General features: G+C 55.8%; 14 protein-coding genes. 5 read left to right on the forward strand and 9 right to left on the reverse strand.

Features of this window, described 5'->3' with window-relative positions:
* The first annotated feature begins 19 nt into the window (after positions 1-19).
* The 3 genes from P3C52_RS01105 to P3C52_RS01115 all read left to right on the forward strand — a co-directional run bounded on the left by P3C52_RS01105 (position 20) and on the right by P3C52_RS01115 (position 3,316).
* A complete protein-coding gene (locus P3C52_RS01105; RefSeq protein ID WP_275553388.1) occupies positions 20-520 on the forward strand; it encodes a TIGR00645 family protein in 501 nt (166 codons plus the stop codon).
* A gap of 287 nt (positions 521-807) precedes the next feature.
* A complete protein-coding gene (locus P3C52_RS01110; protein WP_275553389.1) occupies positions 808-2,214 on the forward strand; it encodes a cation:proton antiporter in 1,407 nt (468 codons plus the stop codon).
* A gap of 172 nt (positions 2,215-2,386) precedes the next feature.
* Positions 2,387-3,316 (forward strand): alpha/beta hydrolase, encoded by a 930-nt coding sequence (locus tag P3C52_RS01115; RefSeq protein WP_275553390.1) that lies wholly within the window; start codon positions 2,387-2,389, stop codon positions 3,314-3,316.
* Positions 3,317-3,432: 116 nt separating this feature from the next.
* Here the strand turns inward: P3C52_RS01115 and adhP are convergent, their stop codons facing one another.
* Positions 3,433-4,446, reverse strand: coding sequence for an alcohol dehydrogenase AdhP (gene adhP / locus P3C52_RS01120; protein WP_275553391.1), 1,014 nt, complete (start codon positions 4,444-4,446; stop codon positions 3,433-3,435).
* 281 nt (positions 4,447-4,727) lie between these two features.
* On the opposite strand from adhP, the gene P3C52_RS01125 reads away from it, so the two are divergent.
* Positions 4,728-6,554 (forward strand): glycoside hydrolase family 15 protein, encoded by a 1,827-nt coding sequence (locus P3C52_RS01125; RefSeq protein ID WP_275553392.1) that lies wholly within the window; start codon positions 4,728-4,730, stop codon positions 6,552-6,554.
* Between the two features lie 103 nt (positions 6,555-6,657).
* Here P3C52_RS01125 and P3C52_RS01130 read toward each other — a convergent pair whose 3' ends face one another.
* The 6 genes from P3C52_RS01130 to P3C52_RS01155 form a co-directional block, all read right to left on the reverse strand.
* Positions 6,658-7,644 carry a fimbrial protein gene (locus P3C52_RS01130; protein ID WP_275553393.1) on the reverse strand — a complete coding sequence of 329 codons (987 nt, stop codon included), beginning with the start codon at positions 7,642-7,644 and terminating at the stop codon, positions 6,658-6,660.
* 116 nt (positions 7,645-7,760) lie between these two features.
* Positions 7,761-10,295 carry a fimbria/pilus outer membrane usher protein gene (locus tag P3C52_RS01135; protein ID WP_275553394.1) on the reverse strand — a complete coding sequence of 845 codons (2,535 nt, stop codon included), beginning with the start codon at positions 10,293-10,295 and terminating at the stop codon, positions 7,761-7,763.
* A 20-nt stretch (positions 10,296-10,315) separates the two neighbouring features.
* Positions 10,316-10,981 carry a molecular chaperone gene (locus tag P3C52_RS01140; protein WP_275553395.1) on the reverse strand — a complete coding sequence of 222 codons (666 nt, stop codon included), beginning with the start codon at positions 10,979-10,981 and terminating at the stop codon, positions 10,316-10,318.
* A gap of 69 nt (positions 10,982-11,050) precedes the next feature.
* A complete protein-coding gene (locus tag P3C52_RS01145; protein WP_275553396.1) occupies positions 11,051-11,641 on the reverse strand; it encodes a fimbrial protein in 591 nt (196 codons plus the stop codon).
* 702 nt (positions 11,642-12,343) lie between these two features.
* Positions 12,344-13,696 carry a glutathione-disulfide reductase gene (gorA, locus tag P3C52_RS01150; protein ID WP_275553397.1) on the reverse strand — a complete coding sequence of 451 codons (1,353 nt, stop codon included), beginning with the start codon at positions 13,694-13,696 and terminating at the stop codon, positions 12,344-12,346.
* A 176-nt stretch (positions 13,697-13,872) separates the two neighbouring features.
* Positions 13,873-15,096: an RtcB family protein gene (locus P3C52_RS01155; protein WP_275553398.1), complete on the reverse strand. Its 1,224-nt coding sequence runs from the start codon at positions 15,094-15,096 to the stop codon at positions 13,873-13,875.
* A 179-nt stretch (positions 15,097-15,275) separates the two neighbouring features.
* Between P3C52_RS01155 and rnz the strand changes: the two genes are divergently transcribed.
* Positions 15,276-16,187, forward strand: coding sequence for a ribonuclease Z (gene rnz / locus P3C52_RS01160; RefSeq protein ID WP_275553399.1), 912 nt, complete (start codon positions 15,276-15,278; stop codon positions 16,185-16,187).
* A 24-nt stretch (positions 16,188-16,211) separates the two neighbouring features.
* Here rnz and P3C52_RS01165 read toward each other — a convergent pair whose 3' ends face one another.
* Together P3C52_RS01165 and P3C52_RS01170 are read right to left on the reverse strand one after the other, a co-directional pair.
* A complete protein-coding gene (locus tag P3C52_RS01165) occupies positions 16,212-17,054 on the reverse strand; it encodes a 23S rRNA (adenine(2030)-N(6))-methyltransferase RlmJ (RefSeq protein WP_275553400.1) in 843 nt (280 codons plus the stop codon).
* 102 nt (positions 17,055-17,156) lie between these two features.
* The gene (locus P3C52_RS01170; RefSeq protein WP_275553401.1) at positions 17,157-17,972 is read right to left on the reverse strand and encodes a CPBP family intramembrane glutamic endopeptidase; all 816 of its coding nucleotides are present in this window, start codon (positions 17,970-17,972) and stop codon (positions 17,157-17,159) included.
* Between the last annotated feature and the right edge of the window lie 2 nt (positions 17,973-17,974).

Below are 17,974 nucleotides of genomic sequence, written 5' to 3' on the forward strand. Positions count from 1 at the left end.
ATTAAATCGACTGGATGTTATGGAACGCTTTACTGAAAATTTGATGTACGCTTCGCGCTGGCTGCTGGCGCCGGTCTATATCGGCCTGTCGCTGGGATTGCTGGCGCTGACCATTAAGTTTTTCCAGGAAATCATTCATCTGCTGCCCAATATTCTGGAGATTGCAGAGAACGACCTGATCCTGATGCTGCTGTCGCTGGTGGATATGACGCTGGTTGGCGGCCTGCTGGTGATGGTGATGCTCTCCGGCTACGAGAACTTCGTTTCTAAACTGGATATTGACGATCATAAAGAGAAGCTGAGCTGGTTAGGCAAAATGGACTCCGGCTCGCTGAAAAACAAAGTGGCGGCCTCGATTGTAGCGATTTCATCGATTCACCTGCTGCGGGTGTTTATGGAAGCGCGCCATGTCGCTAACGATAAGCTGATGTGGTACGTGATTATCCATCTGACCTTCGTGTTCTCGGCCTTTGTGATGGGCTGGCTCGACGCGCTGTCGCGGCAGGAGAAAAAACAGTAACTGTCTGGCGGCCCGTCGCTGAACGAAAAACCCCCGCGTTTAATATTGTGACTGCGGGTTACTGAACGTTATAAGGTCAGCGGAGTGAAACAGAGACACGACGGTGAAAAGCCATGCTCACCGGCATGGCTTTTTTATTGCCTGACAGACAGTTGTCGCTTTGCGCTCCCCTTCGCTAAACCGCTTTCCGTGCGCGCCCGCGTTTCGGTCAATACGGTTTTCCCCGCCGCCGTCATGGATATATGCCAGGCTTAATCCATTCAGATTGCAACTATCACGGGAGAAATATGGATTTCCTTGCCTGGACCGCCATCTGCGGCGGGTTATTACTGATTATGTCGTTAGCCTCGGGCTGGATACATCGCGGCCCGGTGACGACCTTTGGCCTGTTTTTGTTGATTGGCATTCTTTTTGGCCCCTGGGCACTCAATTTTATCTCTCTCGATCTGCTAAGCCATCCCGAACTGACCGCGCATATTACAGAAATTACCATGGCGGCCTCGCTGTTTATTACCGGCCTGAAGCTGCGTCTGCCGCTAAAATTCGCCAGCTGGCGCGATGGCCTGCTGTTAGCGTTTCCGGCAATGCTGCTGACGGTGCTGGGTATGATGGTGGTGGTTCATCTGATTACCGGTTTTTCCTGGCCGCTGTCGCTGGCCTTCGCCGCCATCGTTGCGCCGACCGATCCGGTGCTGGCGAGTCTGATCTCCGTCAGCCATGCGGGCGATGATGATGCGCTGCGCGTGGCGCTCTCCAGCGAGGCGGGCATGAACGACGGCTCGGCGCTGCCGTTGCTGATGCTGGCGTTGCTGCTGTTTCACAACACCGAACCACTCTCCGCCGATCTGTTCGGTCACTGGCTGGCGAAAGATGTGCTGTGGGCCATCGGTATGGGCACGCTGATTGGTTATAGCTTTGGCCGTCTGATCGGCATTATAGCGACCAAGCTGCGTAGCGTGAACAACGATAATGCCCCGAACGATTTTCTGGCGCTGGCGCTGATCGCCATCGCCTATGCTTCCGCGCAGGCCGTCGAGGCGTCGGGCTTTCTGGCAACCTTCGCGGCGGGCATCGGGCTACGCCGCGCCGAAATTTATGTGGTGCGCACCTATCCGCCGGAGCAGCAATCAGAAGACGAACGCCTGGCACCCGCAGAGGCGCTGGTAAACCCTAACCAGCGTCATAAGCAGGAAAATTACGGCCCGGCGCACACGGTCGGGCTGGTGGTCGGCGATGCGCTGTCGTTTGGCGATACGGTCGAGCGCCTGCTGGCGGCGCTGATGGTGGTGGTGTTGGGCGTCACGCTGGCGCTGCACTGGAACAGCACCGGCCTGCTGCTGGCCGCCATTCTGTTTCTGGTGATCCGCCCGCTGGCGGTGTGGATTGCAACCATTAAAACCGGCATTCCTTTCTGGCGGCGTATGCTTATCGGCTGGTTGGGCATTCGCGGCATCGGCAGTCTTAACTATGCCGCCTACGCCTTGATGCATGGCATGTCCGGGGCGCAGGCCAATGCGATGGCGAATATGGCGTTAACACTGGTGATGGCGAGCGTAATCGTCCACGGCATCACGGTCACGCCGCTGCTTAAACGTCGTCAGGCGTGGCAACAGGCGCGGCAAGAGGAGGAAGAGAAAAAGCGGCGAGAGGAACAGGAAGCACAGCGGCGCCAGCAATCAGCGAAGGCAAAATAGCTTGACGGAAATCACATTTTTCGCGCTAAGATAGGCGTCACGGCGCTGTTCAGCGTCGGTCTTGCAAGGCAGCTTCCAGCATTGTTATCGATCCGCGTTATTCAGCGCGGATTGCGCTGCCCGTTGTCCTGTTACTCGCGGGTTTTAACGTTAAAGTTTGACGGAATTGAGCATGATTAGTCGTCGGCGTTTTCTTCTGGGAGCCGGTGCCGGTTTGTTTTCGATAAAAACCGGCAACCTGTTCGCCCGACAGAACGTAATCCCGCTGTGGCCTGACGCGCCGCCGGGCGGCGGCGGCCCAACGGGCGCGCTGCATATTAACAAGTCTGGCTCCTGGTCTAATATCGTCTGTCCCTCGATTCAACGCTTTCAGCCGGAATCGCCTAACGGCGAAGCGGTGCTGATCGCTGCGGGCGGCGGCTATAACTGGATTGGCATGGGACGCGAAGCCTGGCCGGTGGCGCACTGGCTGAACAGTTTCGGCTATACCGCCTATGTGCTGAGCTACCGGCTGCCGGGCGAGAAGTGGCATGCGGGCGCGCTGGCGGCGTTGCAGGATGCGCAGCGCGCGATTCGGCTGGTGCGGGCGATGGAAGGGCGCGTACATGCGCTGGGCTTTTCTGCTGGCGCGCATCTGCTCGGCATGGCGGCGGCGCGATCGGGATTTGCCAGCTATCCGCCGCAGGATGAACTGGACGCTACCGCGCCGGTCATCGACAGCATTGGCCTGATCTATCCGGTGATTACGCTGGAAGCGCCTTATAACCACACCACGACCCATCGCATTCTGACCGGCAGGCACGCCACGCCGCAGGAAGAGGCGGAGTGGTCGATTGAAAATTATGTTACCGCCGCCTATCCGCCGACCTTTTTGGCGCAGGCCGAGGACGATCGCGTTTCGCCGCCGCAAAACTCAACCATTATGCGCGAGGCCTGTCGTCGGGTAGGCGTGCCGGTGGAATGGGTGCAGATCAGTGGCGGCGGCCACGGTTTTGGTTTGGGGAAAGCGGGAACGCCAGCGGCAATCTGGGACCAGGCGTATGTTAGCTGGCTGCAGTCGCGCCGCCATCAACGCCGACCGCTGCGCACTGAAATGATTTAAGCACGCCTGCGTGATATGTACGTACTGAGATAATTTAAATATACACGGCGCAATAAGTACGCGTACTAAAATGAGTTACCTCTTCCCGGCGCGACAACGCGCGCCGGGCGTGTCGTTTATTTCATGGCGAAATCGATCACCATACGACCGACAATCTTACCTTCTTCCATTTCGTGCAGAATATCGTTGATCTCTTCGATGGCGCGGCGCTGTACCTTCGGTACCACTTTGCCTTCGGCGGCGAACTGGAACGCCTCGGCCAGATCTTCACGCGTCCCGACCAGTGAACCGACCACCTCAATGCCATCCAGCACCAGACGTGGAATATTCAGGCTCATCGACTCCGGCGGCAGGCCGACGGCGACGATACGGCCACCGGCGCGCATGGCGTCCACTGCCGAGTTAAAGGCTGCTTTCGCCACGGCGGTCACCACCGCAGCATGGGCGCCGCCGACGCGTTCCTGAATGATTTTCGCCGCGTCTTCGTTGCGCGAATTGATCACCATATCGGCGCCCAGCTCTTTGGCAAATGCCAGCTGGTTGTCATTAATATCCACGGCGATAACTTTGGCGTTAAAGACGTTTTTCGCATACTGCAGCGCCAGGTTGCCGAGGCCGCCAAGGCCGTAAATCACGATCCATTTGCCCGGACGAATGCCGGAAATTTTCACCGCTTTATAGGTGGTGACGCCCGCGCAGGTGACGCTGCTGGCCGCCGCCGGATCGAGTCCATCCGGGACTTTTACCGCATAATCGGCCACTACGATGCACTCTTCCGCCATGCCGCCATCCACGCTGTAGCCTGCATTTTTCACCTCGCGGCAGAGCGTTTCGTTGCCGCTGTTGCAGTATTCGCAGTGGCCGCAGCCCTGATAAAACCAGGCCACGCTGGCGCGGTCGCCCGGCTTCAGCGAGGTAACGCCAGGGCCGACCTCTTCCACGATGCCGATGCCTTCATGGCCCAGCGTTATGCCGGTGGTATCGCCAAAATCCCCGTTTTTTACGTGCAGATCGGTATGGCAAACGCCGCAGCACTCCATTTTCAGGCGCGCTTCGCCATGCTGCAGCGCGCGCAGCGTTTTCTCTACCACATCCACGCGATGATCTTTGGTGACAACAGCTGCTTTCATGTTGGTCTCTCCTTTGATGGGATAACAATAAATCCTGCGTTCGGCTGAACAGAAAATGGTTTTTCACAGGCGCAAAACGCTCGCTGCATAGTGTCTTATGCTAACCATTTAGAGGTAGTTTTGGGAAGCTGATGAGCAGAAGTGTGACAACGATCGTCGGTGTACTACGCTTAACATTAACGGCCAGCGCAGCGCGGGAAAGGAGCCAGAATCGTCGCGCTTCTCTCTGAAACCTCTCTTACTGCGGTTTCGCCCGCCATTCAGATAAGGAAACATCGTCTGTGGAAAATATGACGTATCAATCGCCCGCTCGTCAGCAAGGTTACGCCGGACTGGGCGACTATGCCGCGATAGGTGAAGGCCGATCGGTAGCGTTGATTGCGCCTGACGGCGCCATCGACTGGTGGTGCGCGCCCAATCTCGATTCGCCGCCGCTGTTCGATCGCCTGCTTGATGCCGACACGGGCGGCTTTTTTCAGGTCGTGCCCGCCGGTGAATGGCGGATGCAGCGCAGCTATCGTGAAAACAGCAATGTGCTGGAGACGCGTTATCAAACCGAAGCAGGCGAAGTGCTGATCACGGAATCGCTGAACAGTACGCTGGCCGGACGATTGCCGTGGAATGAGCTGGCGCGGCGTGTGGAAGGCGTCAGCGGCGAAGTGAAGATGCAGGTGGTTTTCCAGCCGGGTACGCGGGCGGAAACCCGTTCACCCTGGCAGAAACAGATTAACGGCCATCCGGTTTATCACGTGGGCGAGCTGATGGCGATGCTGCGCCTGACCGACGATGTGCAGATTAACGAATGCGAAGATGAACGCTTTACCGCGACCTTTACCGCCACGCCGGGCTCGCGCACGCTGGTGGCGCTGGTGACCACTGAACGCGAGCCGCTGGCGATCCCGCCGCCGGAAAAGATTGATGAGCGCATTGAAACCAGTCATACCGCATGGCGCGACTGGGCGGATGGGCTAAGCTGGAACGGGCCTTACGACAGCCACGTGCGGCGATCGGCGCTGGCGCTGAAGTTTCTCTGGTATTCGCCGACCGGCGCGCTGGCCGCCGCCGCCACCACTTCGCTGCCGGAGAAGCTCGGCAACGATAAAAACTACGACTACCGCTACGCCTGGATCCGCGACGCCTGCTTAATCATTAAAGCCTTTGTTTACCTGGGCTCAATGGAGGATTGCAAAGCGGCGTTTTCCTGGCTGTCGCACACTATCCGACAGCACGATAGCGGGCTGCGCGCCTGCTATACGCTGGAAGGCGGCCAGGTGCCGGAAGAGCGTTATCCGCCGCTGGCGGGCTATCAGGGAACGCAGCCGGTGCGCGTCGGCAATAACGCGCGTGAACAGGTTCAGCTCAGCATGTATGGCGATATGCTGGCGACGGCGCGGTTGTTTATCGAGGCTGGACATGTTCTGGATCTTTCGACATCGCGTCTGTTGGGCAAGCTTGCCAATCACTGTGCTGATAGCTGGCGGCAAAAGGATTCCGGTATCTGGGAACTGCCGGAAGAACAGCACTATACCCATTCCAAAATGGCCTGCTGGCTGGCGCTCGATCAGGCGGTGGCGCTGGCGCAGGATAGCCATATCGAACCGACCTGGATGAAGCGCTGGGAGCGTGAGCGGGATCGCATCCGCGACTGGATCGAAACGCACTGCTGGTCGGAACAGCGTCAGGCCTATACCTTTTATGCCGGTACCGATCGCCTGGATGCGGCGGTAGCGCTGACGCACTATTACGGCAGCAAGGTCAACCCGCAGCGGATGCTGTCAACGCTGACGCAGATACGCGAGGAGCTGGGCCACGGCGGCGTGATGCTGTACCGCTATTCAAACATCGAGCAAGAGGAAGCGACCTTTGTCGCCTGTTCATTCTGGCTGGTGGAGGCGCTGGCGGAGCTGGGCGAGCGCGAGGCGGCGCTGCGGATAATGGATGAGATTCTGGAGCAGCTGTGCCAGCGCGGCAATGTGGAGATCTTTAATGAGATGTTCGATACCCGCACGCAAAGCTGGCTGGGCAATATGCCGCAGGGGTTGAGTCATCTGTCGCTGGTTTGCGCCGCCAATGCGCTGGCGGACGACAATCCGGGTCATCGCGTATAGCCCGTTCTTATTTGAAGGCTGGCGCCGTACCTGAAATTTTCGCACGGCACCAGTCTGAGCCAGTAAACGATGCCGTTATCCCTTAACCTGAAGCGCAACCAGCTTAGTTATAAACCAGCACAAAGGTGGCCATACTGTTGGCCGTACCGGCCGAGACGCGATCTTCCGTCTGCACGTACTGCGCCTGAAATTTGATATTTTCGACGTGGTCGGTGTTGTTCGCCGTGATTTGCTTCAGCACGGGCAAATCACTGACCTCGTTAATTTTTACCTCTTTTCCGGCGGGGGCCGCCGCCGAGCCGTTGTCGCCGTAGCTCAGCTTCACGCCTACGCCGCTGGCCGCATTGGCCTCCTGGGTTAACGCCAGCGTATCGCCGCTGCCGGTATCGGCGGCAACGCCGAAAAAGCCAATCCTGACATCCGTTGCGGCAGAACAGGTAACCGGTATATCAAATGTCTGCATGTTGCCTGCGGTCAGGGATTTGCCTCTGAATTCAGAACGGCTGACGGTTCCCAAATTGACGTTAATGTCCGATTTAGTCACCTGACAGCTGCCGCTGGCGCCAATATTGACGTTCAACGCGGCCAGATCGAGCATCACAGACGATTTGTTTCCGCTGCCTGTATCGATATAGAGCATACCGACTTGCGGCTGCGGTCCTGCGTAGGCGTGGTTGTTGCTGATCAGCGAGACCTGGCCGGTTTTATAAAACGTGATGTAAGGCTTTACGATAATTTCCTTTTCAGTCAGCAGATCAGGGATCTCCTCGCTATCGCATACCGTTACGGATTCGCTGCCGTCAGGGGCGTTGTTGCCGTTAATGTAGCGAACAGCGCCGCCCGCGCACTGGAAGCCGAGCGAATAGCCGATCCCGTCAATTTTTGTGGCGAACACATGATGGCCATTAATACTGATGCCGCCGCCTGATTTGTCGCGCTGTTGATAAACAATGCGTTTCCGGGCCGTTTTTGGCGGCTGCAAATCGCAGTTAAAGCGGATCCCGCTGCCGTTATCCGGCATCTGATTGGTCATTTGGGTATTCACTGGCAGCGTGGGCAGATAGGTAATGTTATTTATGTTGATGGTCATTTGTGCCGTGCTGGCATTGCAGGTTTCCGCCCAGCTGCTTTGGCACCAGCATCCCGTCAGAATTAAAAGCAAAACATATACCGCGTGCAAAACGTTACGCATACAGATCTCTTAATTTACTGGCAGATCCCGTCGATGATTTTTACCGGGTTCTGCTGTTGATTAGCGGGAATATGGAAATGCACCACGCATTTCCGCGAAATATTGTCGCTGTCCCAGCTGGCTTCGAGTGCGCCCTGTTGTGGGACGCCGCTCAAATAGGCCTGGCCCTCATCGGCCACCATGGCGCTGGAGGTGGCGCCATTCTGATCCTGACCAATAAGGCGCACGCTGGCGCCGAAAGGTAACGGCCCTTCGTGATTACGCAGGGTGAACAGCACCCGATTACCGATATGCGTTTGATAATCGGCTTCCACCACCGCACCGCCGCCGGGAATGACGGCTTCTGCCTCCAGATCAATATCTGTATCGTTGCTCATCGTTTCCGTATCAAGATTGATAAAGTTTTTACGATAGGCGGTCAGGTTGGGAACGACGGCATAACCGCGCCAGTCGGTGTGGACATTGCTGCCGTTCTGCACGGTTACATTCGCAGCGCCCGGCGCGCGGACAATAGCGAAGGTGTCGCCGGTGGACTGGCCCAGCGTGACGCCGTGCGGATGCGCCACCACCGAACCTGAAGCGCCCCAGGTGATTTGGTTGTTGATTTTATCCTGGCGGTAGCCGAGCTGCGCCGTGCCGTAGCCGCCGTGATAATCCAGCGAGACGCCGCTGTTGGCACCTTGCCCTTTATTATCATAACCCTGCTGAAAGCTGTAATAGAGGTTATGGCTATCCAGAACCGATCCGTAGAGCGAAACCTGTTGGGAGGTATAACCGTTACTGTCAGAGACCGTGCTGTAGCTGACGGAATGATCCGGCAGCCAGCGGCTCAGCGGAATGGAGATATTGAACGAAATGGAGCGATCCATATTATTTCGCGTTGAAGATTTGGTTAAGTAGTAGCCTACGCCCCAACTGATCCCTTTCCAGCCGCTATAGAGACCGAAATGCGCCGTTTCGTCGCGCCCGCCGGCATGCCAGTATTCCTGCGAATAGTATGAGACGGCGAGGCTGGCGGCATCGCCCAGCGTTTGTGAAACCGACAACTCCTCACGGCTACGTTTGTTCTGTATCAGGCCATAATGACTCTCCAGCGCGTTGGCTTCGCTGAAGTCGTAATAGCCGCTGGAGGAGTAGCGATAGCTGGCCAGGCTGAAGGTGGTGCCCGTCTGGTTAAAATCCTTTTGGTACTTGACCCGCAGTGCGTGCCCGCTGTAACGCTTATGGGAAGGCGTGGTGGTTTTTGACAGCGTCGCATCGATGCCAAGCGCTCCTAATTCGCCAAAACCGCGTCCAATACCTGCCGCGCCGGATTGATAATTTTCCGCCAGCTGCAGGCCGCCAGAAAACGTAAAGGCGCGGGGCAGGCCATAAAGCAGCGTTGCCTGCACAAACTGCGGCGTGCGCGTCTGTTGGACGCCTGAACGATAGCGCCCCGCACTGATGCTGAACTTGCTGCGCCCTTCGCGCAGCATAAAAGGAACGGCGGAGTAGGGCTGGGTAAAGATACGTACGTTGCCGTTACTCTCTTTAACTTTCACCTCAAGATCGCCGCTTTGCGCGGTAGGATAGAGATCTCTTAAGACAAACGGCCCCGGCGCAACGTAGGTTTCATAGATGACATAGCCGTGCTGCGAAACGGTCACTTTGGCATTGCTGTGCGCCATGCCGCGTATCACCGGCGCAAAGCCCCGCATACTGTCTGGCAGCATCTCCTCTTCCGATTTCAGCTGGATGCCGCGAAACTGGATGCTGTCGAAAATATCGCCACTGGTATAGATGTCGCCAATTTGCAGCACGCTTTGCAAGGGTTTCACATCATGCTGTAGCCAGGTGGTTTGCGACTGCCAGCGACTGTTTTGGTTATAGGTCATGGACGAAACGTTACGTAAACGCCAGCCTACCAGGTTAATCCCACTACGTAAATTCAGATAGTTAGAGTGGGTTTCTCCTTCTTCGCCGCGAGATTGCGATCCGCTAAGGCTGTAATTGACGAAGGCGGCTGGAATGCCGTCATCCCAGAGCGACGGATCGACGTAGCCACGGCTTTTTACATTCATCGCCGCCTGCGGAATGCTCAAATATAACCGCTGTTCCTGAAAATTAAATTGCGTGCTGGCATCGGGAATATAGCGACCAATGCGGGTGATCTTCTCACCTTCGCGCAGTTTGCTCAGGGAAGAAAAGGCGCTGACGTTAACGCCATATTGCGCAAGCTGTGCGACGGTCAATTGCGGTTGCAGCGTACCGCGATCGTCAACGAAAGCGATCGTTTCCTGCGCAACCGGCTGGTTGTTCACGATGATGCTAACCGGATAGGTGCCCGGCAGCTGGCCGCCCGCTTTGGAGAAATAACTCAGGTTGACCGTTTTTTGCTGTGGATTGGCGAACTCCAGCGCCGCCGGATCGAAATAGTCGTCAGCCAGCGACAGCGAACTGTGGCACAGCAGAAAAAGCGCCGTGGGAATGGTCGCCAGCCATACGGCGGTGCCCGACGGAAGCAGACAAAGCGTTCTCGCCCGCGCGCGTGCTGGAGTTATTTTTTTCACGATCGCGTCACTGGAAAGGTTTACTGCTGGGCGTAATCAGTGACGCCGCCAAGATCGTTAATAGCGCGCCATTTAATGGTGCCTGCCGTGGTAACCGGCCACGATTTGGTTTCCCCTGGGTCGATCATGCCCGGTTCGTGAATCTCTTTACCGGCCACGCTGATGGAGAAAAAGGAGACGTAATAGGGCGTTGGGTTTTGCGCGATTAACTGATTGCCGACAACGCGAAATTTCAATTTCTTCCAGGCATCGTCAGGATCACCCACCAGCCCACTGGGCCGATAGAAAATTTTAAATTGAGATTTGATATTAATTTGTAATTTATTTGTTTCTTCTTTACGCGTTGGCGCAATACTTTTCACATTTAGCCAAAAAACCGATTCACGATCTTTAGGCAATGCCGCGCCGATAAAATTAATGCGCAGAATATTTTTCTGACCGGCATCGAGACGAAACAGCGGCGGCGTAACAATAAATGGCACCCGGCTTTTATCGGCTTTTGAATAATTCTCTACCCACGACTGAATAAGATAGGGCGTATGGGAATCTTCATTGGTAACTGAAATCGAGGCTTCGCGCTTCCCTTCCTGATAAATGACGCGGGTTCCACCCACAATAACGCCAGCCTGGACCGAGGTTGATAACATTAAAAATGCAATAGCAATGCCAGTAATGAAATGTTTCATAAGCAGCAACCATCAGGTAGGGAAATAACGTTGGGAAAAGGAGCAGGGAAATCCCTGCTCTTTTATGACTTAGTTGTAAATCATATTGAAGTTGGCAACGGCATTCGCTTCGCCGACACCGACGCTGTCGGTAGTCGCTTTATAATTCGCGTAGAAGGTCAGATCGGCGCTGCCGGTCTCATCATCATGACCCCGATCGACCGGATACTGCCGGGTTATCTCGCCGACTTCAATTGGTGTGGTTTGATCGCTTTCCAGTAACTGAATAGCTACGCCGCTAGCCGCGCCTTCACCGGAGTTGATTGCCAACAGCCCTTGATCGGTGGCGTCATGGTTGCCATCAAAGAGTACCGCAACGCTTTTAACGGAGTCGGGGCAATCTTTCACTTTGATATGGAACGGTGTTTTGGTGGTTTCTGTGCCCGGCCCGTTAAAGTAGCTGCTTGCCCATTTACCCAGATCGACTTCCTGATTGGCGCTGTTGGTATCGATGTTACAAGAGGTATCGGTGATGGAACCGGTAAAATTGACGTGTCCGCCGGTGCCTTGCGTACCGGCTTCAGAGCCAGGGTTTACGGTAACGCCTGAGGGGCCTGAGATGGCCGCATTAGAAGCCATGACGGATAAAACTAAAGCCATCATACGGAATGGTGTTTTCATTGCTACTCTCTTTTTCAGTTTGTTTCTGTAACGGTTCAGGCAACAGGCCTAAAAAAAACGGACGCACCGCTACCGCCAGTTTCTCTCCCTGCTAAAGTGATGTAGTTCCGTCTAAAAATATAGAATGCGTTATTCGCTCATTGTTGTTTATGCATGAGTCATAGTTAACAACTGTCGAATATTTACTGGGCGTTGATGGGGGCGTATAAATAATTACAGGCAGATATTAATCATTGAAAAATAATATGCAATACCCAGGAGAAGATAAAAGCATTTAATCAACCAATTGTGAAAAAGGATAATTTATTTTAAATGCATTATTTAAAGGTGAGTTATATTGAGTTTGATAAGTGGTGCGGAAATTTGACTTAAGTTTTAACTTTTAATTTATTATTTTAACCTTATGGGTATAATTTAATTAATTATTAACCTGTATTGCCGTGGGGCGATAATGATTTAATTATCGATAGAAATTAACAGGTAATACGGCAGGGATAATTACCTGCGTGATTAACTTAAGTGTTTGCCTGGATGAGAGAAATCCGAAACCGGGCGCAAGAAATAGTTAATAACCTAAAAAAATCAGGGTTATTTCCTGAGATGAATTTCTGGCAGATATAAAAAAGCTGGCTGAATAAATATATATTCAGCCAGCTAATATGTTTCCAGAAAATCCAGAGATAATATCGCCAGGCGATATTATCATCTCATAGTGACGAACTCTTCCGCTGCGGTTGGGTGAATCGCCACGGTATTATCAAAGTCCTTCTTGGTGGCGCCCATTTTCAGCGCTACCGCAAAGCCTTGCAGCATCTCATCCATGCCGAAGCCGATACCGTGAATACCGACGATTTTTTCCTCTTTGCCAACGCAGACCAGCTTCATACGGCACGGCTGGCGATGCTGCGTCACGGCGGTATACATCGCGGTAAAAGACGACTTATAAACTTTCACCGCGTCGTCGCCGTACTGCGCGCGCGCCTGCGGCTCGCTCAGGCCAACGGTGCCGATTGGCGGATGGCTGAAGACCACGGTCGGAATATTGCTGTAGTCCAGATGTTCTTCCGGCTTGTTGTTAAACAGGCGTTCGGAGAGGCGACGGCCTGCGGCCACTGCGACCGGCGTCAGCTCAACCGCGCCGGTGTTGTCGCCCACGGCGTAGATACCGGCCACGCTGGTGTTCTGGAACTTATCAACCTGAATGTAGCCTTTCTCAGTCAGCGCTACGCCGGTTACGCCCAGGTTCAGGTTGTCCGTCGCCGGTTCGCGACCAATCGCCCAGATCAGGCAGTCAACGGTCTGCTCTTTGCCATTTTCCAGCTGCAGCGTCAGGCTGCCGTCGCTGTTTTTCACCACCGCTTTCGGCACGGACTGCGTGTGCAGCGTCGGGCCTTCGGCATTCATCACTTCAACCAGCGTTTCGCTCAGTAACGGATCGAACTGGCGCAGCGGGGCATCTTTACGCACGAACAGATGGGTTTCCGATCCCAGCGCATTCAGCACGCCAGCGATTTCCACTGCAATGTAACCCGCGCCGACAACCGCCGTACGTTTCGGCAGCGCGTCCAGCGCAAAAAAGCCGTCGGAGTCGATACCATATTCGGCGCCCGGAATGCCCGGATGTACCGGACGTCCGCCGGTGGCGATCAGAATATGATCGGCGGTGATTTTCTCGCCGTTAACTTCCACGGTATGGGCATCAACAAAGCGGGCAAAGCCTTTGATCACGTCAACATTGTTTTTGCCCAGTACGGTTTCGTAAGAGGTATGAATACGATCGATATAGGCGGTGCGGTTTTTCACCATGGTCTGCCAGCTGAACTGGTTAACGGTGGTGTCAAAACCATAATCGGGGCCGTAATTATGGATCGCTTCAGCAACCTGAGCAGCATGCCACATCACTTTTTTCGGCACGCAGCCGACGTTAACGCAGGTGCCGCCCAGCTCTTTCGCTTCGATCAGGGCGCATTTCTGGCCGTACATCGCCGCACGGTTGATGGATGCGATACCGCCGCTGCCGCCGCCAATAGCGAGATAATCATAATGTCGGGTCATTGAGCGAACTCCAAAAGTAAGAAAAGAAAACTGGCGTAAGTGTACCGTTACTCGGAGATTTCCCGCAAAGTTTGCGCCTATGATTGTAACAGGAGCCGTCTTTTTGGCCGATTGAGATGCCGTCTGTGGTTGTTAAGCGTGCCGCGCCCGGCCTCATCTCATACTGATGCTGCCCGTTAGCCTTTTACGCAGACCACCTGGCGCAGCGTATGCACAATTTCCACCAGCGACGACTGCGCCGCCATCACCGCATCAATGTCTTTATAAGCCATCGGAATCTCATCGATCACATCGCTGTCTTTGCGGCACTCTACGTGCGCCGTGGCGCGCTTTTGATCGGCGACGGTAAAGCGTTTTTTCGCGGCGGCGCGGCTCATGGTACGGCCTGCGCCGTGACTGCAGGAGCAGAAGCTCTCTTCATTACCCAGTCCACGTACGATAAAACTTTTCGCGCCCATCGAGCCGGGAATGATCCCCATTTCGCCGCGCTGCGCCGAGACCGCGCCTTTGCGTGTGACCAGTACCTGCTCGCCAAAGTGGCGCTCGCGCTGAACATAGTTATGATGGCAGTTAACCGCCTCCGCTGTAGCGCTGAAGGGCTTGCTGATCTCCTGCGACAGCGCCGCCAGCACATGCTGCATCATGATTTCGCGATTATGGCGCGCATAATCCTGTGCCCAGCCGACCGCCTCCATATAGTCGTTAAAGTGGCGGCTGCCTTCTTCAAAATAGGCCAGATCGCGATCCGGCAGATTCGCGATATGCTGGCGCATATCCTGCTGCGCCAGGTTGATAAATAGCGTACCGATGGCGTTGCCGACACCGCGCGATCCGCTGTGCAACATCACCCAAACGCGATCCGCTTCATCAAGGCACAGCTCGATAAAATGGTTGCCGGTGCCGAGCGTGCCAAGATGGGCATAGTTGTTGGTTTTCAACAGCGCCGGATATTTATCGGTAATCCGTTTGAAGCCCGATTGCAGCGTGGCCCAGTGCTGCTTTACCTTATCCGACGCTCGCTGCCAGGCACCCTTGTCATTGCCGGAGCGGTTGCTGGTGCGTCCGTGCGGCACCGCGCGTTCAATGGCGCTGCGGATGTTGTGCAGGTTATCCGGCAGATCGCGGGCCGTCAGCGATGTGCGCACCGCGATCATGCCACAGCCGATATCAACGCCGACCGACGCCGGAATAATCGCGCCGCGCGTTGGGATCACGCTGCCGATGGTGGATCCTTTGCCTAAATGCACATCCGGCATCACCGCCAGATGTTTAAAAATAAAGGGCATTTTAGCGGTATTCAGCAGCTGGTGTTGTGCTTCCGGCTCAACCGGTACGCCGTGAGTCCACATCTTTATCGGCGCGCTGTTGGGCGCGGACAGCAGTTGCCAGGGCGATTTCATCGGGCGTTTCCTCTACTCTGTTTCGGCCAGCTTTCATCGGAAAAGGCGGCCAGTCGCTGTAACCGGACTGACGGCGCGTATCCATTAAGTATACTGGCAGAAGCCAGAGCGCGGCGTTTCAACAACAGCGGCCCGGCTGAGCAGCCGAAAGGCGATTTAACTTAAACAAGAGTAATGCTATGCAACTGACTTTTCTCGGTACCTGCGCCGGAACGCCAAGCCTGCAACGTAATGTCAGCGCCATTGCGCTGACGCTCTCCCGGCGGGGCAACTACTGGCTTTTTGACTGCGGCGAGGCTACGCAGCATCAGTTTATGCGCAGCGCGCTGAAGCCCGGCAAGCTGGAAAAAATCTTTATTACCCATCTGCACGGCGATCATATTTTCGGCCTGCCAGGGCTGCTGACCAGCCGCTCAATGGGCGGCATCAGCGAGCCGTTGACGATCTACGGCCCAACGGGACTGAAAACGTTTGTCGAGACGACGCTGAGCCTGAGCGGCTCCTTTGTGACCTATCCGCTGGAGATTATTGAAATCGAGGCGGGCGAGGTGTTCGACGATGGCAAAATCAGCGTGACCGCGTATCCGTTAAATCACGTTTTGCCGTGCTTCGGCTATCGCATTGAAGAGCATGATAAACCCGGCTTTCTTGATGCAGCACGCCTTAAGGCGGAGAACGTACCGCGTGGCCCGTGGTTTCAGCAGTTGAAGCAGGGCGCAACCGTCACGCTGGAAGATGGGCGGGTGATTAACGGCAGCGACTATCTTGGCCCGGCCACACCGGGGAAAAAGCTGGCGATTTTTGGCGATACCGCGCCAACGCCGACGGCGCTGGCGCTGGCGGCAGAGGTGGATGTGATGGTGCATGAAACTACGCTGGAGGCGGCGATGGAGGAGAAGGCCAACGGTCGCGGCCATTCCACGACTGTGCAGGCGGCCACCGTAGCTAAAGCGGCACGCGCGAAACGCTTAATCGCCACGCACTTTAGTTCGCGTTATCGCTTTGAGGATATGCCGCGCCTGCTGGCTGAGTGTCAGGCGATATTTCCTGCCACCGAGCTGGCGCGGGATTTCGCTACCTTTGATATTTAAAAACGGGCAGCTTTGCCCGTTAGCTTATTCCGGTACGATCCAGTTGACGCTGGTGTGGCCGGTGCCAGCCGGCACCAGCACGCGGTGCAGCCAGGGCAGCAGGTCGCGCATCTGCTGTTCCAGTTTCCACGGCGGGTTAATGACGATCATGCCGGATCCGGTCATGCCGAAACGATCGCTGTCGGGCAGTACTGACAGCTCGATTTGCAGAATACGGCGGATGCCGGTGGCTTCCAGATCGTTAATCATGCGCTTAATCTGCTGGCGCAGCACCACCGGATACCAGAGCGCGAACACACCGGTTCCGAAACGGCGATAACCTTCCTGAATGCCTTTTACCACCGCCTGATAATCGCTTTTCATCTCATAAGGCGGATCGATCAGAATCAGACCACGACGCGAAGGCGGCGGCAGTTTTGCTTTTAGCTGTTGATAACCGTCGGCGCGCGCCAGGCGGGCACGGCTGTCTTTCTGAAACTCGCTGCGCAACAGCGGAAAATCGCTGGAATGCAGCTCCGTCAGCTCCAGCTTATCGTCTTCACGCAGCAGGTGACGGGCGATCAGCGGCGAGCCTGGATAATAGCGCAGATTCGGGCCGTGATTCAGTGCCTTAACGCAGCTGATATAGGGCGCCAGCTCTGCCGGCAGATCGTCCTGCTGCCAGACGCGGGCGATCCCTTCCAGATATTCACCGGTACGCTCCGCATGTTCGCCGCTCAGCAAATAACGGCCTGCGCCAGCATGCGTATCCAGGTAAAGAAAGGGTTTTTCTTTCTCTTTTAGCGCGGTGATGATCAGGCTTTGTACGGTGTGCTTCAGCACATCCGCATGGTTGCCAGCGTGAAAACTGTGACGGTAACTAAGCATATAAACAATGTATCCGGTGATGCCTGATGAAATGAGGCCGGGGCAGGAACGCCCCGGCGGAAACTGTCGCTAGTATAGCTGGACGCCGCTGAAAATACCCGATTAGCGTTGCAGCACCGGATAAGTGAATAGCAGCAGATGCGTCAGGTTAAAGGCGAAATGGATTAGCGTGGCAACCCACAGCCGTCCGCTCCATTGCCAGGCGAGACCGTAAACCAGTCCGGCCAGCGTAGCGAAGAAGATCAGCAGCGGGCCGCCCGCGAAGTGCGCCAGGCCGAAAAGCAGGGCGGCGATCGCAAGGCCAGGCCAGCGTCCCAGCCACTGGCTCAGCCGCTGCTGAAGCCAGGCGCGAAACAGCGCTTCTTCCGCCAGCGAAACGAAAAACAGGTTCGCCAGCATAAACTCGCCCAGCCAGGCGGGTGCGTGCGGCTCGATGCGCAGCCCGCCCGCCAGCGTTGCCAGCAGCAACAGCGCCGGAATCGCGGCGATTAATGCAGGCCAGGCCAGTTTTGAGCGCGGCGGCGAAGCGGGCGCCTGCACCAGCGTCGGCAGGCAGGCCAGCAAGATGAAAGGCACCAGCGCTTTATCCAGGTTGTAGTAGAAGGTAAACGGCGCGCTGAGCGGGCCTGCCTGCTCTTTGATTACAATTGGCAGGTTATGAAAGCCGGGCGCGAGGTGCAGCGTTAACGCCACGGCGCCAGCAACCAGCACCGCTTCCAGCAGCGGCATCAGGCGAGCATGATGCGCGTAATGGCTGCGCATCAGCGCCGCCAGCGCCAGCACGGCTAACAGTAATAAACCGGGCCACAATAGCGTCTGTTGCCAGAGCGCCAGCGCGAGAGCGACCAGTAATAACGGTTTCGCCGCCGGTCGGAAAAAGAGCAGCGACAGCAGCGCTGCCGCCAGTAAATACCACATAA

This window comes from Mixta sp. Marseille-Q2659 (assembly GCF_940807255.1).
In the GTDB taxonomy this organism is placed as follows: domain Bacteria; phylum Pseudomonadota; class Gammaproteobacteria; order Enterobacterales; family Enterobacteriaceae; genus Mixta.

Excerpts from the sequence above, each read along its gene's own strand:
- P3C52_RS01105 (WP_275553388.1), top strand. The coding sequence starts at position 20 with ATGGAACGCTTTACTGAAAATTTGATGTACGCTTCGCGCTGGCTGCTG.
- P3C52_RS01110 (WP_275553389.1), top strand. The coding sequence starts at position 808 with ATGGATTTCCTTGCCTGGACCGCCATCTGCGGCGGGTTATTACTGATT.
- P3C52_RS01115 (WP_275553390.1), top strand. The coding sequence starts at position 2,387 with ATGATTAGTCGTCGGCGTTTTCTTCTGGGAGCCGGTGCCGGTTTGTTT.
- adhP (WP_275553391.1), bottom strand. The coding sequence starts at position 4,446 with ATGAAAGCAGCTGTTGTCACCAAAGATCATCGCGTGGATGTGGTAGAG.
- P3C52_RS01130 (WP_275553393.1), bottom strand. The coding sequence starts at position 7,644 with ATGACCATCAACATAAATAACATTACCTATCTGCCCACGCTGCCAGTG.
- P3C52_RS01140 (WP_275553395.1), bottom strand. The coding sequence starts at position 10,981 with ATGAAACATTTCATTACTGGCATTGCTATTGCATTTTTAATGTTATCA.
- P3C52_RS01145 (WP_275553396.1), bottom strand. The coding sequence starts at position 11,641 with ATGAAAACACCATTCCGTATGATGGCTTTAGTTTTATCCGTCATGGCT.
- gorA (WP_275553397.1), bottom strand. The coding sequence starts at position 13,696 with ATGACCCGACATTATGATTATCTCGCTATTGGCGGCGGCAGCGGCGGT.
- P3C52_RS01155 (WP_275553398.1), bottom strand. The coding sequence starts at position 15,096 with ATGAAATCGCCCTGGCAACTGCTGTCCGCGCCCAACAGCGCGCCGATA.
- rnz (WP_275553399.1), top strand. The coding sequence starts at position 15,276 with ATGCAACTGACTTTTCTCGGTACCTGCGCCGGAACGCCAAGCCTGCAA.
- P3C52_RS01165 (WP_275553400.1), bottom strand. The coding sequence starts at position 17,054 with ATGCTTAGTTACCGTCACAGTTTTCACGCTGGCAACCATGCGGATGTG.
- P3C52_RS01170 (WP_275553401.1), bottom strand. The coding sequence starts at position 17,972 with ATGTGGTATTTACTGGCGGCAGCGCTGCTGTCGCTGCTCTTTTTCCGA.